Below are 15223 nucleotides of genomic sequence, written 5' to 3'. Positions count from 1 at the left end.
TAGTCAAGCAGGATCCTCCGCCACGGGCTCGAGATCATCATCCCAGATCCCCGGCACGGGCGCCATGCCCTCCCACAGACCTCATGCAAACCCGATCAGGACAAGGGAAACACCGGGTCGGATTGCACCAGCGCGTGGGCTGCCCCTCTTTCCAGGGCCGGAGCAAACAAATAGCCCTGCCCCACCTGGCATCCCAATTCACGCAGATGCGCCGCCTGACCGACGGTCTCGATCCCCTCGGCCACCACGGTCTTGTCCAGGGCACCGGCGATGGAGATCACCGCCCGGACGATGGCCGCGTGCCCGGCATCCATACCCAGACGACGCACGAATGAACGGTCAATCTTGACCACATCGAAGGGGAAGTCCCGCAACTGGCTCAGGGAGGAGTAACCGGTCCCGAAATCATCAATACACAGGGAGACACCGATGTCCTTCAGGCCATTCATGACGTGATGGGCCTGGGCCGCGTTTTCAATCAGGGCGGACTCGGTGAGCTCCACCTTGATGCAGGCACCCGGCACCTGATGTTCCTCCAGGGCGGCGGCCAGGGTGGGGACCAACTCCGGGTCCCGCAACTGCTTGCCCGAGACGTTCAGGTTCACGGGCAGGCAGGAAGCGCCAATGGCAGTGCGTTCCCGATGCCAGCAAGCCGCCTGGGCCACGGCCTCGTGGATGACCCAACGCCCCAGGGGCATGATCAGACCACAGTGCTCAGCCACCGGGATGAAGACATCCGGCGGAATCGAACTGCCATCCGTTCGCCGCCAACGGGCCAGGGCCTCGAAGCCAGCCAGGCAACCCGTATCCAGAGAGACCAGCGGCTGGTAATGGAGCTGAAATTCCTGCTCCTTGAGGGCACGCCGCATGGCGTTCTCGAGGTTGAGCCGCTCCACCGCTTGCGTGTGCATGGAAACGTTGAAGAAGGCACTGTCTCCGCGGGCCCGGGATTTGGCCTGGTACATGGCGGTATCGGCATTGCGCAGCAACTCATCCGCCCGCAGATCCTCATCGGTGCCCTTGGCGATACCGATGCTGAAGCTGATGAACAGTGTCTCCTCGCCCGCCTGCATCGGTTGGGCCATGACATCGCGAATGCGCTGTACCACCTTGTGAATTTCGTCTTCGTCGGGCAGGTCCTCCAGCAGCACCGTGAATTCATCGCCCCCCAGACGTGCCACTGTGTCTCCCGGCCGGAGCAATCCGCGCAGACGGTCGCCCGCCTGCACCAGCACCCGATCCCCCATGGCATGCCCCAGGGAGTCGTTGATGGTTTTGAAATCATCCAGATCCAGGAACAGGACAGCGAACTGGAAGTGGGCGCGACGGGATCGGTAGATGGCCTGAGTGAGCCGATCCAGAAAGAGGGTGCGGTTGGGCAGGCCGGTGAGGGCATCATGCAAGGCATCGTGCTTGAGCCGCTCCTGGATACGTCGCTGCTCGGTGATGTCTGTCATGGATCCGGCCATGCGATGAGCCACGCCCTGATCATCACGCACTGCCAGGCCGCGAAAACGCATCCACCGATACCCCTCCTGCTCATGCAGGACACGTTGATCACTTTCCAGCCAGTCGCTGCGGCCCTCCAGATGGGCCTTCAGATCCCGTCGCAGGCAACCCACATCGTCGGGGTGAACACGCACCCACAACACCTCCGGCGCCTCCCCCAGGTCCATGTCCCGACAGCCCAGCATGGCCTTCAAGCGGGGCGATAAATAGATGCGATCGGTCTCCAGATTCCAGTCCCACAGGCCATCGTTGGCCCCGGCAGCGGCCAGTTCGTAACGCTCTCGCTCCACCGACAATTCCTGCATCCGGGCGGACAGTGAGCGGTTTTTGCGCTGCACATCCCACTCCAGGGATTCCAGGCGATCCGCCAGACCCAGGGTGATGCGCTCCAGCAGGGTCAACTCATCAGGCAGACGTAGGCCTTGCGAGAGGTCGATCTGTTCCCTCGCTGCGTCGAATCGGTGCTCGGCCAGCAGGGGAAGCAACTGGGCCACGCGCCTCAGGCGCCGCAGGGGTTTGCGGGTCAGCGCCACCACCGCCAGCATGAAGACCATGAGCCCAGCCAGACCAATGAAGAGGTTCTGCCAGCGGGCCGTGCTGATCTGACGCCGGGCCTCGGTCACGTCCGAGATGACCGCCGCCAGTACGTGATCGTCCGCGTGGGTACCTGGCAGGTCAAAGGGCATCATCTCGAAATACCGATCCCCCAGCACGGCCTCACGGCGCCCCTGTGTCGCCAGGGTGCTTTGTATCTGCCCGGTCGTCTTACCCTCCAGCAGGGGCAGCACCTCATCCCGGCGGGTCAGGGCCACCAATTGCCCACCCTCGCGCTGGGGTCGCAGATCCAGGGTTCCGTCCGGCAACGCCTTGCCCATGGGATCCTGGATCAAGGCGATATCCAGCTGCGAGATGCCCTGGAACGCAAGCACCAGATCACCCAGCGTGCGGCCGAGCACGATCGCCCCGATGGTGCCCTCCTCTCCCAGAATCGGCGCCACTGCCTTGGTCAGGCACAGATCCTGGCAGTGGGTGAACACCTGGGGCTCTTCAGTCAACAGCACATCGTCAATCACCCGCTGCATCTTGGGGCAGTCCTCACAGGGCGGCACCCCCACGCTGGACTGCAGCATGACCTCCCCCTGGGCATTCAGAAACACCGCCAGGGCCAGGTCCGTGTCCATCTGCAGCGAGGCCCAAAGCGGACTGAAGGCCATGGCCAATCGGTCGGCGTTGCCGGCCTGCAAAGCCTCGCGCACCCCTGAGAGGGCGGGGACCAGATGGGCCAGATTGAGCAACTCCGCGTGGGACTGCTGAGTCAGCCCCTGCAGTTGCTCCAAGGCCCGGGTCTGCTCCAGGGCGCGCTGGTCCTCGTACTGCTGTTGCAGGTTGTGATGATTGAACAGGGCAAAGGTGGCCAGCAGGAGGAGCAGGAGCACGCCCAGGATAACCAGAAACTTCCACTTGAGGCTGACGAATCCTTGGGAGACGGTTTCCTGATACATGATCAAAAGGTGTACGAGGCCTGAAGGGCAAACAGATCCCAACGCACCTGCCCGCCCCCCTGATCGAATTGCGGATTGTCTGCCAGGGGCGTGAGGGCTGTACCCTCAATGTGGTGCCACTCGGCCCGCAGCAACCATTGGGGGGTCGGCCGCCAGCCCGCGCCCACGGTCCATTGATGCTGATAAAAGCGATGCGGCGCCCGCGGTAACGGTTCGAACTCGCGGGACTGGCGCGTGCCGCTGCGGTCACGGGTATCGTTCCAGTGCTGTTCGTGACGCACAACCCCCTCCCATTGATGGTTGAAACGATAGGTACCCTGAAGATAGTAACCGGCCTCGGTGTAAGCATCTCCGGTGAGCGGTCCGTAACCCTTGGGGTGAAGACGCCGGATGACCCCCTCGGTGGTCAGGCTCAATCGCTCGCGGTTCCATTCGGCGCTCAGCACCAGAGCATCCACCGAGGTCTCACCGGCCGCCAGGGGAGGGCTGGTCAGGTCACCAGGGCGATACTCGGTACGCACCCGGGAATAGGTGGCCCCCAAGCGCAGGGCGCCCCCATCCCTTTCATAAAGCAACCGGGCATTCTGCCCGCTGGTCAGTTTCAGGTCTCCCGGGGCATCCTGGGTGCGCAGGAAGGCGGCCTGGGTCTCCTCCTGCAGGGTCGCGGGCACGGCCACTCCCAGATCGAACTGGAACAGGCCTCGATCCGTGAACCACTGCCAATAGGTATGCAATCCATCCGCACCGATGTAGAAATCCCGTACACCCAGCCCCTCCACATAGACGGTCTGAGGCAGGAGAATCCCCGGCCGCGTGGTGGCCACGTCCCGGGTCTCATTGTAGAAGCCGATGGGAATCTTGGCGCGACCGAGGCGGACACCGCCAATCAACGGACCGTCCAGAAAGCGGTAATCCACAAAACCGTAATCCAGGCGAGGATCACCGTCATACAACTCACCGGCACGCCGGCTCACCACCTGGGCAGCCAGCGACAGGGACGGGGTGACGGCATACCGGGCATTGATCCCCAGTTCCGTCAACTCGAAGCTGCCATCGCGGCTCGGCCCGTAATAGTCGTTGCCATTGGAGTAAAGATAGCCCTGGCTGGCAAATCCATGCAGTTCCAGCGGCCCGCCGGCTTGTACAGGCGCCCCCCACAGGCTCCCAAGTACTGCCAGAGAGAGACAGACGCCCTGGCCCCGGCGTTTCATCGCCCAGCCTCCATGCTGATCACTCGAACGTCCGGATGATCCACCGGGGCGCCCACGTAACCAATCCCCCCGGGAGTCTGCCCCACCCGACGCAGCATCTCCTGCGGGGACTCCACAATGACCGGGCCTCGACCCGTTCCCGAGTAGATCACCCGGTTCCAGGCATTCTGCAACTGGTAGGGAAAGACGCCGAGCACTTCCTTGCTGAAGGCCTCGTGGTCCGGGTGGCGAGTGTCCAGTACGAACACGGTGAGGCGCTCTCCTTGCAGGCTGTGCAGGCGCATGCTGAAGATGGCCCGGAGCATGGGCAGGGTGATGACATCGTCCTGGAGAGATTCATGGGCGATGACCATCGGAGGGGGGTCGGCGTTGGCCGATGGCACGATCAGCAGGATCCATGACAACAGACACATGCGAGCCACGGCCTTCAGTCCCCTGAACACGAAGCCATTCCCTTTCATCCTGTCCCTGACTACCCCATGGGCCGGCCCTTTGGTTACCTGCCTGTATGGTGTGATCTTCCCGGCTCGCACCTCATGACCGGCCTGCGATTGATCTGTTTTCAACCTTATCCCAAGCCCCGGAGCGCGTCCACTCATGAGCGACCGGCCGACAGATGGCGGTCTGACCTTCCACCTGAGTATGATGAGGGGCCATGGCAGTCACACGAGCGCCCTGATGGCACAAAACTCACCTCATGCCGAGCCCCATCATGACCATGCCGCCTGCATCCGTGGCGCCATGGACAGCGCCGAGCGCCTGTGCCGGGAACGGGGCGTGCGCCTCACGCCCCTGAGAAAACGGGTGCTGGAACAGATCTGGCAAAGCCATGAGGCGGTGAAGGCCTATGAACTGATTCATCAGCTCAGCTCGGATGACCACACCGTGAAGCCGCCCACCGTGTACCGGGCGCTGGAGTTTCTGCTGACCCAGGGCCTGGTGCATCGCATCGAGAGTCTCAATGGTTATGTGGGCTGCATCCAGCCCGAGCAGGCCCACGACACGCTGCTGCTCATCTGTCGGCAATGCGGCGTGGTGACGGAATTGGCCGATGCCGGGGTCACCGAGGCCTTGCGCCAGAAGGCCTCGGCCCAGGGCTTTGCACTGGATCAGCCGGTTGTGGAGGGGCGAGGCCTATGCCGGCAATGTGCCAGGCAGCGGGATGCGGGGTCATGACTTTGTCTCCACCCCACGTCACCAGTAATTCTCGGTGGTGATATGGCCCGGCTCACGGCGCCGATTGCGTGTCATGCCTCGCGCCTTGAGCACGGCGCTGGTGTCGGTGACCATATCCGGATTGCCGCAGATCATCACCTGAGACACGTCCGGCGTCAGCGGCAACCCCGTATGCCGCTCCAGCAGACCGTTCTCGATGGCCGCCGGCACCCGCCCCGGCAGGGTCCCCCGGACTTCCTCGCGACTGACAAAGGGAACGAACTGGAACTGGCTGCCTCGATCGCGAAAGTCCTGGATGGTCTTCTGATAGGTCAGCTCCTCGGCAGTACGCACGGCGTGCACCAGCACCACCTTGTCGAAACGTTGCCAGGGCGTCTCCGTCTTGAGCATGGACAGGTAGGGCCCAAGCGCGGTGCCAGTGGCGAACATCCACAGGACATCGGCATCGGGAACCTCATCCATCACAAAGAAGCCGTTGGCGCGGGACATCAGTTCCACCGTGTCTCCGGGGCCCATCTCCTGCAGACGATGGGTCAAGGCCCCTTCCGGCACGGTAATGAAGTAGAAATCCAGCGGCCGTTCTTCGGGCGCATTCACGTAGGAATAGGGCCGGGCAACGCGCTCCCCCTCGATGGTGACTCCCAACCGGTTGAACTGCCCCGCCTTGAACTCATCCACGGGCGCCTCCACCCGCAGCGAGTACAGTCGCTGCGTCCAGCGCTTGAGTTCAACCACCTCGCCCGTTAACCAACCTGCCATGAGATTTCCCTTGGCCCTTGATGGGCCTCAATCGATACACCTATAACCTGTCGCCCCCCGATGATTTTTTCAACGCCCCGGGGTTTGGGGTTATTCTTGAGTCATGCCTTCTCTCAGTATAGATAGTCACTGCCACTTCGACGTGGCGGCCTTCGATCCCGACCGGGACACCTGCTGGGCGCGGGCCCGCGACGCTGGCGTGGGGGCCCAGGTTGTGCCGGCCATTGACCGTTATCACTGGGAAAAGGTCCGTGATGTGGCCCGTCGCTACCCCGGCATTCACCCGGCCTATGGTCTGCACCCGGTTTACCTGGACCGGCACCAGCTCGGGCACCTGGAGGAACTGGCTGACTGGCTCGGCCGTGAACAGGCAGTGGCCGTGGGCGAATGTGGCCTGGACTGCTTTGTGGAGGGCCTGGACTTTGATGACCAATGGACCTATTTCACCGCTCAACTGGACCTGGCGGTGCAGTTCGGGTTGCCCGTGATCGTCCACGCCCGCCGCGCCGTGGACAAGGTCACCCGGGCAGTGCGCGAAAGACCACGCCTCACGGGCGTCGTGCACAGTTTTTCCGGCAGCCGCCAGCAGGCCGACAAGCTGCTGGAGCAGGGGATGCTGCTGGGCTTTGGCGGACCCATCACCCACCCCCGCGCCCAGCGCCTGCGGCGCTTGGTGAGCGAACTGCCCCTGGAGGGCATTCTGGTGGAGACTGACGCCCCTGATCAGCCCAGCGCATCCCACCGGGGGGAACGCAACGAACCGGCATTTCTGCCCGAGATCATCCACACCCTGGCCCAGCTCCGCGACGACAGTCCGCTCAATGTGGCCCGGGCCACCGCCGACAATGCCCGCCGTCTGTTCCAGCTGCCCGCATCATCTGACGATTGAGCCATCCGTGACCGAAACACCCGACATCCACGAACGCACCCGCATGCTCCTGGGCAACGCCGGCCTGGAACACCTGGGCCGCTGCCACGTCTTCATTGCTGGCCTGGGCGGAGTGGGCGCCAGTGCCGCCGAGGCCATTGCCCGGGCTGGCGTTGGCCACCTGACCCTGCTGGATCACGACGTGGTGGGCCCTTCCAACCTCAATCGTCAACTGGTGGCACTGCACTCCACTCTGGGACGCCCCAAGGCACAGGTGATGGCCGAGCGCATTGCCGACATCAACCCGGTAGCGCGGGTCACTGTGCGACAGGACTTCCTCAGCCCCGATAATGTCACCGATTTGTTGCCGGACACCTGCGACTTCGTGCTGGACGGTATCGACTCCATTGCCTGCAAGGCGGCACTGATCCATGCCTGCCAGGAACGTGGTCTGGCAGTGGTCTCCAGCATGGGGGCCGGAGGACGACTGGACCCCACCGCCATTCGCGTGGGCCAGCTGGCGGCCACCGAGAAGTGCCCCCTGGCGCGGGAACTGCGCAAGCGCCTGCGTCGTCTGGGGGGGCACCTGGATTACCCGGTGGTGTACTCCACCGAGACCCCTATCAAGGGAAGCGAACACCGCCCCATCGATGGACAAGTCTCCGGTCGACCTCGCGCGGTGAACGGTACGATCTCCTATCTGCCCGCCTTATTCGGGCTCACCCTGGCGGGCGAAGTGCTGCGCGGGCTGCTTTCCAGCGCCCCCCTGCCCTGTAACCCCTTGGCTGGTCTATAGTCTGGAGCTGCAGGCACAACAGGACCCCGTGTCAGGGAGACCCATGCGCAAGACTGAAACCCGGCCGCCCAGCGGCCCCTCCCGGGCGAAGGGCAAGGCCGCGCCCGATGACCTCGAACGCATCATCGCCCAGGTGCATGCCATGGACAGGGTGCCCGATGCCTGGCAGGGCGTTGACCGCATGCCCACCATGATCCCCTACATGGCCAAGGCCGTGGATGAACTGCAGCGCATTTACGTCAGTCCGCGCCTCAAGCAGTGGATGGGCGGCCAGGGCAAGGGCCGGTTTCTCAAGGATCACGACCGCTGGCTGGCTCACCTTCACCCCGATGACCGGGCTTCGGTACTCACGGCCCTGCAGGAGACTCGCGAAGCCCAACGTGCTTACTGCCTGGAGTATCGACTTCAGGACCAAAACGGTCAGGCCCACTGGGTTCGGGACATGGGGGCCTACGTCCATGACGGCCGCCCCGAGCGCGCGGTCATCCAGGGCCTGATGATGGAGATCCTGGAATCACCCCAAGAAGCGCACGCCACGCTGGCCAAGGAGCCCGCCCATCCACCCGCGTCCCCTGCCCTCACGGAGGCCCCGCAACTGGCCCGACATCTGCACCAGCTACTGGATCAGGCGCCCATGGCGCTGTTCGCGGTGGACGCACAGGGGCAGATCACCTACGTGAACCAGCAAGCACTCACACAACTGGGCTATGCACGGCCCGACCTGCTGGGCCGCCAGGCCCATGGCCTGCTCATGAAGGCCCAGGAGGACGGCACGCCCGTGGCCTGGCCGGATTCACCTCTGCATCACGTGCTGCACACCGGGGAGGCCGTGGAGCGGCAGGACACCGTATTATGGCGCCGGGATCGCCGGGCCCTGCCGGTCCATCTGGGCATCACACCGCTTCGCGCGGGGACCGCCGCCAGCGGCGCCGTGGCGACCTTTCAGGACGCGACGGAATACCGTTCCATGTCCACCCAGCTGGACTATCAGGCGAGTCACGACCCCCTCACCGGCCTACTCAATCGCCGTGAACTCATGTTCCGTCTGGAGCGTGCCCTGCACGACGCCCGGCATCGGCACGTTCAACACGCGCTGGCCTACCTGGACCTGGACCAGTTCAAGCTGGTCAATGACACCAGCGGCCATCAGGCCGGGGATGAATTGCTGCGCCGCATTGCCACCTTGTTCACCGATCACGTCCGTCCCGGAGATGCGCTGGCACGCCTGGGAGGGGACGAGTTTGCGGCGATACTGCACGAAGTCAGTCCTGAGCAGGCCATGGGCCTGGCTGAGGACATGCGCAAACTGGTGGAAAATTATCGCTTCCCCTGGGAGAACCTTCAGTTCTCCCTCACCGTGAGTGTGGGGCTGGTGCCCGTCAGCCGCCAGAGCAGCAGTGGCCTCACCCTGCTCTCCGCTGCCGATACCGCCTGCAACGCCGCCAAGGAGACGGGGCGTAACCAGGTGCATGCCTTCAACAAGGACGATACCAGCCTGATGCGAATGCAGGGGGATATGCACTGGGTAAACCGCATCCACTCGGCAGTGGAGAACAATGGGTTGCAACTGTTCTGCCAGCCCATCCGGCCGGCGGCCCTCGAGGGGAAGGACGCAGGAGCACACTTCGAGATCCTGGTGCGCATGCGCGATCACGACGACAAGCTCATTCCCCCGGCGGCCTTCCTGCCGGCGGCGGAACGCTACAACCTGTCGACCCGGATCGACCGCTGGGTGGTGCGCCAGACGCTGGCATGGATGAGCAATCAGCGTGATCGCCTGGATGCCCTGGATGCCTGTGCCATCAACCTGTCGGGACATTCAGTGGGCAACAGCGAGTTTCTCAAATTCCTGCTGGAGGCCTTGCAGGAGTCGAACCTGCCGCCGGAGAAGTTCTGTTTCGAGGTGACCGAGACCGTGGCGATATGCAATCTGGACAATGCCCGGCACCTGTTCTCGTCCTTGGGTTCGCTCGGCTGCCGCTTCTCCCTGGATGACTTTGGCAGTGGCATGTCGTCCTTTGGCTATCTCCGCAACCTGCCGGTGCATTATCTGAAGATCGACGGTCTGTTCGTGCGCGATATCGCCCAGGACGAGACCGACCGGGCGCTGGTGCAGTCCATCAACGACATCGCGCACGTGATGGGCAAGCGCACCATTGCTGAGTTCGTGGAATCGGACGCCATCCTGCAGGTGCTACGGGAGATGGGGGTGGACTATGTCCAGGGTCATCACATCGGCCACCCGGTGCCCCTGGAGTCCGTTGCACTGGGTGCGGATCCCTCTGGGGCGGCGTGAGGGCTTTACGAACCGGTCGGGGTCTGCGGGCTTTCGGGGATCCCGCATAGGACATGGGTGCGGGTCTCGATCCACGCTTCCGCGTCGGCCATGATCTCATCGGCCTTGCGGCCCTGTGTGGGGATCGGCGGGCCGATCTCCATGCGGATGGTGCCGGGATATTTGATGAAGCTGCCCTTGGGCCAATATAGCCCGGCGTTGTGGGCCACGGGGATCACCGGACGACCGCTGCGGGCGGCCAGGACCGCGCCGCCCAGCTTGTAACGACCTCGCTCCCCGGGGGCGGTGCGGGTGCCCTCCGGGAAGATCACCACCCACAGGCCCCGCTGCAGCCTGTCCAGTCCCTGTTTGACCAGCTGGCTGATGGCCTTGCGTCCGGCCGAGCGGTCCACGGCGATGGGATCGACCAGGGACATCCCCCAGCCGAACAGGGGGATGCGCATCAGTTCCTTCTTGAGCACCCAGACCTGGGGCGGGATCACCCGCTGCAGCCCCAGGGTCTCCCAGGTGGACTGGTGCTTGCAGAGCAGCACCTTGGCTTCTCCAGCCAGGTGTTCGGTGCCGGTGACCTCGAAGCCCAGACCGCAGGTGACCTTGAGCCACCAGACGTTGAAGTGGGTCCACCGGGAAAGGACACGGAATCGACCGTGCCAGTCCAGGAGGGTGAGCAAGGGGAAGAAGCAGGCGAACACGACGGTGGAGCCGGCAAAACCGGCCCAGAACAGTGTGGCGCGCAGGTAGAGCAGCAGGGATGGCTGGGGTCGGGTCACGGGGTCATTTCAGGGGTTTTGGGCAGGCTGCATGATAACCAGCGGGACTAACGCGGGCCAGTGCCGGGGGCGGCGGCATGGCCGAGCTTCAGGGGTGGCGTTCTCCCGAGGGGGTGGGGCCCTTGCGGCGGGACGCCGTGAATACGTCCCTGTAGGCTTGACCGCCGCATCCATGCGGCGAACACCCGCCTCCAGGGACCCACCCCCTCGGGAGAACTGGATGCATCACTGGCTTCGCTTGGAAGGGCCTCCCTTGGATGAGGGACACTGACCGAGAAGTGCCTGTACCACCTCCGCCAGATCCTCGTAGGCGGGGATGCCCTGGGGGATACGGCCTTCGGCCAGGGCCCTGGCGCCGTTGCCCGTTCTGACCAGCAGAGGGCGGCAGCCAGCGGTGGTGGCGGCCTCAATGTCTCGAGGAGAGTCGCCCACGGCGGGCACGCCGGTCAGGTCGACGTCCAGATCACGGGCCACCTGGTGAAACAAGCCCGGCAACGGCTTGCGGCAGTCGCAACCATTGTCCGGGCCGTGGGGGCAGTGATAGATGCCCCGCAGACGCCCACCGACTGATTCCACCGCCTGGGTCATCCGCTGGTGGATGGCCTCCAGGGTGGCAGCGTCGAACAGTCCCCGTGCCAGTCCGCTCTGGTTGGTGACCACCACCACCTGCCAGCCCGCCCGGGTGAGCCGGGCGATGGCCTCCAGGCTTCCGGGCAAGGGGGTCCATTCCTCCGGCGACTTGATGTAGTCGGGGGAGTCCTGGTTGATGACGCCATCCCGGTCCAGAAGGATGAGCTTCATGGCACCCGGGACAGGTCCGCCACCCGCAGGAACAGGCCCGCCAGGCGGTTGAGCAGGGCCAGGCGGTTATCGCGCAGGGCAGCATCCTCGGCCATCACCATCACCTGATCGAAAAAGGCATCCACCGGCTCGCGCAGGGTGGCCAGTTCGGTGAGCCCCTGGGTGTATTCGCCCACATCGAAGTGGGCCGACACCGGCGCCCAGAGTGCTTCAAGCCGTTCGTGCAGGGCGCGCTCGGCGTCCTCCTGGAGGCGCTCCGGGTCAACCTGTTCGGGCAGGTCGCCTTCCACCTTGCGCAGGATGTTGTGGATGCGCTTGTGGGCCGCCGCCAGGGGTTCCGCCTCGGGCAGGCCCAGGAAGGTCTCCACGGCGCGCACGCGGCGGTCAAAGTCCAGGGGTCGGGTGGGCCGCACCGACAATACGGCATCGAACACCTCCGGGCGGATGCCCCGGTCGTGGTAGTAGGCGCGCAGGCGCTCCATGACGTAGTCCAGCACCTGGGGGACGGCCTCCATGGCCGGCACGGCGTCCCCGTAACCCCGGGCCGCCTGTTGGAGCAGGTCTTCCAGATCCAGCGGCAGTTCCGCCTCCACCAGGATGCGCAGCACGCCCAGAGCGGCGCGGCGCAGGCCAAAGGGATCCTTGGCACCCGTGGGTTTAAGACCGATGGCGAAGATGCCCACCAGGGTGTCCAGACGATCGGCCAGGGCCAGCACCCGCCCCACGGCCTCACCGGGCAGGTCATCGCCAGCATGGCGGGGCAGGTACTGGTCCTCCAGGGCCCGGGCCACGGAGGCGGCCTCGCCGTCGTGCTGGGCATAGTAACGGCCCATGGTGCCCTGCAGTTCGGTGAATTCGTAGACCATCAAGGTCTGCAGGTCACACTTGCACAGGTGTGCTGCGCGACGGGCCTCTGCCTCCGGTGCGCCGATCTGTCCGGCCAGATAACCGGCCAGTTGTTCCACCCGTAGGGTCTTGGCATGCAGGCTGCCCAGCTTCTGCTGGAACACCACATGGCGCAGGCCGTCCAGGTGGCTTTCCAGGGGACGCTGACGCTGGCGATCCTGCTTCCAGAAGAATTCAGCATCGGCAAAGCGTGGCCGGATGACCCGCTCATTGCCCTCACGCACCCGCTCCGGCTCCCGGGAGTCCACGTTGCTGATGGTAATGAAATGGGGCATCAGACGGCCCTGCCCATCCACCACGGCGAAGTATTTCTGGTTGTCCTGCATGGTGAGGATCAGGGCCTCCTGGGGCACCTCCAGGAAGCGGGATTCAAAATGGCCCACCACGGCCACCGGCCATTCCACCAGGGCAGTGACCTCGTCCAGCAGCGCCTCGTCCAGCACGGCGCGCCCCCCCAGTTCGGCGGCGGCCTGTTCCACCTGGCTCCGGATGGTCTCGCGCCGTGTATCGAAATCCGCCAGCACATGACCCTGCTGCGCCAGCAGATCCGCATAGGCGGCCGGTTCTGGCACACGCAGGGGCTCGGGATGGTGGAACCGGTGCCCACGGGTCTCGCGCCCGGCAGACACACCCAGGAGGGTGGCCGGGATCTCACGATCCCCCAGCAGCAGGATGACCCAGTGCACGGGGCGCACGAATTCCGCGTCTCCATCGCCCCAGCGCATGCGCTTGGGAATGGGCAGCGCGGCCAGCGCCGATTCCACGACCCCCGGCACCAGCTCGGTCGTCTCACGACCCGGCTCCACATGGCGGTGCACCAACCAGGCGCCCTTGTCGGTCTCCATGCGCTCCAGTTCGGACACCGGCACGCCGCAAGAGCCGGCGAAACCCTGCGCCGCCCGGGTGGGCTGACCCTCGGCATCAAAGGCGGCGCTGACCGCCGGGCCGCGGCGTTCCATGGACTGATCCGCCTGTCGCGGCGGTACGTCCTTGATCCATACCGCCAGGCGGCGAGGCGCGGCGTAGGCCTGACACACCCCGACCTCCAGGCCAGCCTCTGCGAGCCCCTGGGTCACGCCTCGGGCAAACGCATCGCGCAGCTCCCGCAGGGCCTTGGGCGGCAGTTCTTCGGTGCCGATTTCAATCAACAGATCCTGTGTATCGCTCATGTCTTACCCCTGTCCGCCTTGAGCCTGGCCATTGCCTTGGAGCATCGGAAAACCCAGGGCCTCGCGGGCCTCGTAGTAGGTCTTGGCGACACTCCGGGCCAGTTCACGCACCCGCAGGATGTAGCGCTGGCGCTCGGTCACGGAAATGGCGCGGCGGGCGTCCAGCAGGTTGAAGGTGTGGGAGGCCTTGAGCATCTGCTCATAGGCCGGCAGGGGCAGGCCCTGTTCGATCAGGAGACGGCTCTGCTGCTCGCAGGTATCAAACCAGGCAAACAGGCGTTCCACGTCGGCGTGTTCGAAGTTGTAGGTGGATTGTTCCACCTCGTTCTGGTGGTAGACATCCCCGTAGGTGACCACCCCCTGAGGGCCGCGGGTCCACACCAGGTCGTAGACGCTCTCCACCCCCTGCAGATACATGGCGATGCGCTCCAGACCATAGGTGATCTCACCGCTCACCGGCCGGCAGTCCAGGCCGCCCACCTGCTGGAAGTAGGTGAACTGGGTGACCTCCATGCCATTGAGCCACACCTCCCAGCCCAGTCCCCAGGCCCCCAGGGTGGGGGACTCCCAGTTGTCCTCCACAAAGCGGATATCGTGCACCAGCGGGTCGATGCCGATGGTCTTCAAAGACCCCAGGTACAGGTCCTGGAAGTCCGGGGGCGAGGGCTTGAGCAGCACCTGGAACTGATAGTAATGCTGCAGGCGGTTGGGGTTTTCCCCGTAACGTCCGTCGGTGGGGCGGCGTGAGGGCTGCACATAGGCGGTGCGCCAGGGCTCGGGCCCCACGGCCCGAAGAAAGGTGGCCCAGTGAAAGGTGCCGGCCCCCATCTCCATGTCATAGGGCTGGAGCAGCACACAGCCCTGGCGGGCCCAGTAGTCCTGCAGGGCCAGGATGAGGCCCTGGAAGGTTGAGGCGTCTTGAGAGGACATTCAGATCGACCCGAAGTGATTCGTGATTGGCATGCCGGCGGCAGGCGCGGGCAAGGCGCCGCATTATAACGGCGCCGACAGCAGCCAGACCAGCACCGTCCCTTGGGAGCGGCCCTCGGCCGCGAAGATCGCAGCCACCCAGGCGTCCGGCCCTGCCGAGGGGGGTGATCCTGGAGGCGGGTGTTCACCGCATGGATGCGGTGGTCAAGCCTACAGGGATGTATTCACGGCGTCCCGCCGTAAGGAACACCCCCCTCGGCAGGGCCTGCCCCCGATGCGAAACCCAGGTGCTCATGCCAGATACGCCCTTGGCGGCCGGGGGCCGCTCCCACAGGGGGCCACGGGTCTGGGGCAATGCAGGGTATCGCCCTGCCCCAATATGAGGCGTGATACCCTGTACTGCACTATCATGGTGCGACGCCGTGACCCTATTTTGGGCATGGAGCCCCGCTCAGGCCCGTATTTCGACCACTCACACCATGGCACGGTCCATGCATTATCTCGACCGAACGTTTTTCAACGCCCCTGCC

The 15223-nt window shown here is 64.7% G+C and carries 12 protein-coding genes; 4 read left to right on the top strand and 8 right to left on the bottom strand.

The features are described 5' to 3' along the window. Positions 1–95: 95 nt before the first annotated feature. Genes BMY52_RS06130 through BMY52_RS06120 form a run of 3 tightly spaced genes read right to left on the bottom strand, consistent with a single transcriptional unit; the run spans position 96 to position 4665 of the window. A complete protein-coding gene (locus BMY52_RS06130; protein WP_090252230.1) occupies positions 96–3011 on the bottom strand; it encodes a bifunctional diguanylate cyclase/phosphodiesterase in 2916 nt (971 codons plus the stop codon). 2 nt (positions 3012–3013) lie between these two features. Continuing rightward, entirely contained in the window at positions 3014–4222 is a 1209-nt protein-coding gene (locus BMY52_RS06125; RefSeq protein WP_090252228.1) for a TonB-dependent receptor, read from the bottom strand. Further along, on the bottom strand, positions 4219–4665 hold the full coding sequence (locus BMY52_RS06120; RefSeq protein ID WP_218140404.1) for a type 2 periplasmic-binding domain-containing protein: 447 nt from the start codon (positions 4663–4665) through the stop codon (positions 4219–4221). The genes BMY52_RS06125 and BMY52_RS06120 overlap by 4 nt, the downstream gene beginning before the upstream one ends. Positions 4666–4900: 235 nt before the next feature. Here BMY52_RS06120 and BMY52_RS06115 point away from each other — a divergent pair, with 235 nt between their 5' ends. After that, positions 4901–5398: a transcriptional repressor gene (locus BMY52_RS06115; protein ID WP_090252534.1), complete on the top strand. Its 498-nt coding sequence runs from the start codon at positions 4901–4903 to the stop codon at positions 5396–5398. An 18-nt stretch (positions 5399–5416) separates the two neighbouring features. Here BMY52_RS06115 and BMY52_RS06110 read toward each other — a convergent pair whose 3' ends face one another. After that, complete coding sequence (locus BMY52_RS06110) at positions 5417–6157, bottom strand: ferredoxin--NADP reductase (RefSeq protein ID WP_090252224.1); 741 nt, start codon at positions 6155–6157, stop codon at positions 5417–5419. A gap of 103 nt (positions 6158–6260) precedes the next feature. On the opposite strand from BMY52_RS06110, the gene BMY52_RS06105 reads away from it, so the two are divergent. From BMY52_RS06105 to BMY52_RS06095, 3 genes are read left to right on the top strand one after another with little or no spacing between them, the layout of a single operon-like run. After that, positions 6261–7046, top strand: coding sequence for a TatD family hydrolase (locus tag BMY52_RS06105; protein WP_090252222.1), 786 nt, complete (start codon positions 6261–6263; stop codon positions 7044–7046). Positions 7047–7089: 43 nt separating this feature from the next. Further along, positions 7090–7821, top strand: a complete 732-nt coding sequence (locus BMY52_RS06100; protein ID WP_245740662.1) for a tRNA threonylcarbamoyladenosine dehydratase — start codon at positions 7090–7092, stop codon at positions 7819–7821. 43 nt (positions 7822–7864) lie between these two features. Next, on the top strand, positions 7865–10117 hold the full coding sequence (locus BMY52_RS06095; RefSeq protein WP_245740651.1) for an EAL domain-containing protein: 2253 nt from the start codon (positions 7865–7867) through the stop codon (positions 10115–10117). A 5-nt stretch (positions 10118–10122) separates the two neighbouring features. On the opposite strand, the gene BMY52_RS06090 is transcribed toward BMY52_RS06095, so the two are convergent. The 4 genes from BMY52_RS06090 to glyQ form a co-directional block, all read right to left on the bottom strand. Next, positions 10123–10887, bottom strand: coding sequence for a lysophospholipid acyltransferase family protein (locus BMY52_RS06090; protein ID WP_238627661.1), 765 nt, complete (start codon positions 10885–10887; stop codon positions 10123–10125). Positions 10888–11112: 225 nt separating this feature from the next. After that, the gene (gene gmhB / locus BMY52_RS06085; RefSeq protein ID WP_090252216.1) at positions 11113–11688 is read right to left on the bottom strand and encodes a D-glycero-beta-D-manno-heptose 1,7-bisphosphate 7-phosphatase; all 576 of its coding nucleotides are present in this window, start codon (positions 11686–11688) and stop codon (positions 11113–11115) included. Beyond that, on the bottom strand, positions 11685–13763 hold the full coding sequence (glyS, locus tag BMY52_RS06080; RefSeq protein WP_090252213.1) for a glycine--tRNA ligase subunit beta: 2079 nt from the start codon (positions 13761–13763) through the stop codon (positions 11685–11687). The genes gmhB and glyS overlap by 4 nt, the downstream gene beginning before the upstream one ends. A 3-nt stretch (positions 13764–13766) precedes the next feature. Then, positions 13767–14693 (bottom strand): glycine--tRNA ligase subunit alpha, encoded by a 927-nt coding sequence (glyQ, locus tag BMY52_RS06075; protein ID WP_090252211.1) that lies wholly within the window; start codon positions 14691–14693, stop codon positions 13767–13769. Positions 14694–15223: the final 530 nt, after the last annotated feature.

The organism is Ectothiorhodospira marina (genome assembly GCF_900109495.1).
In the GTDB taxonomy this organism is placed as follows: Bacteria; Pseudomonadota; Gammaproteobacteria; order Ectothiorhodospirales; family Ectothiorhodospiraceae; genus Ectothiorhodospira; species Ectothiorhodospira marina.
This window is presented reverse-complemented; position numbering and strand designations above follow the sequence as displayed.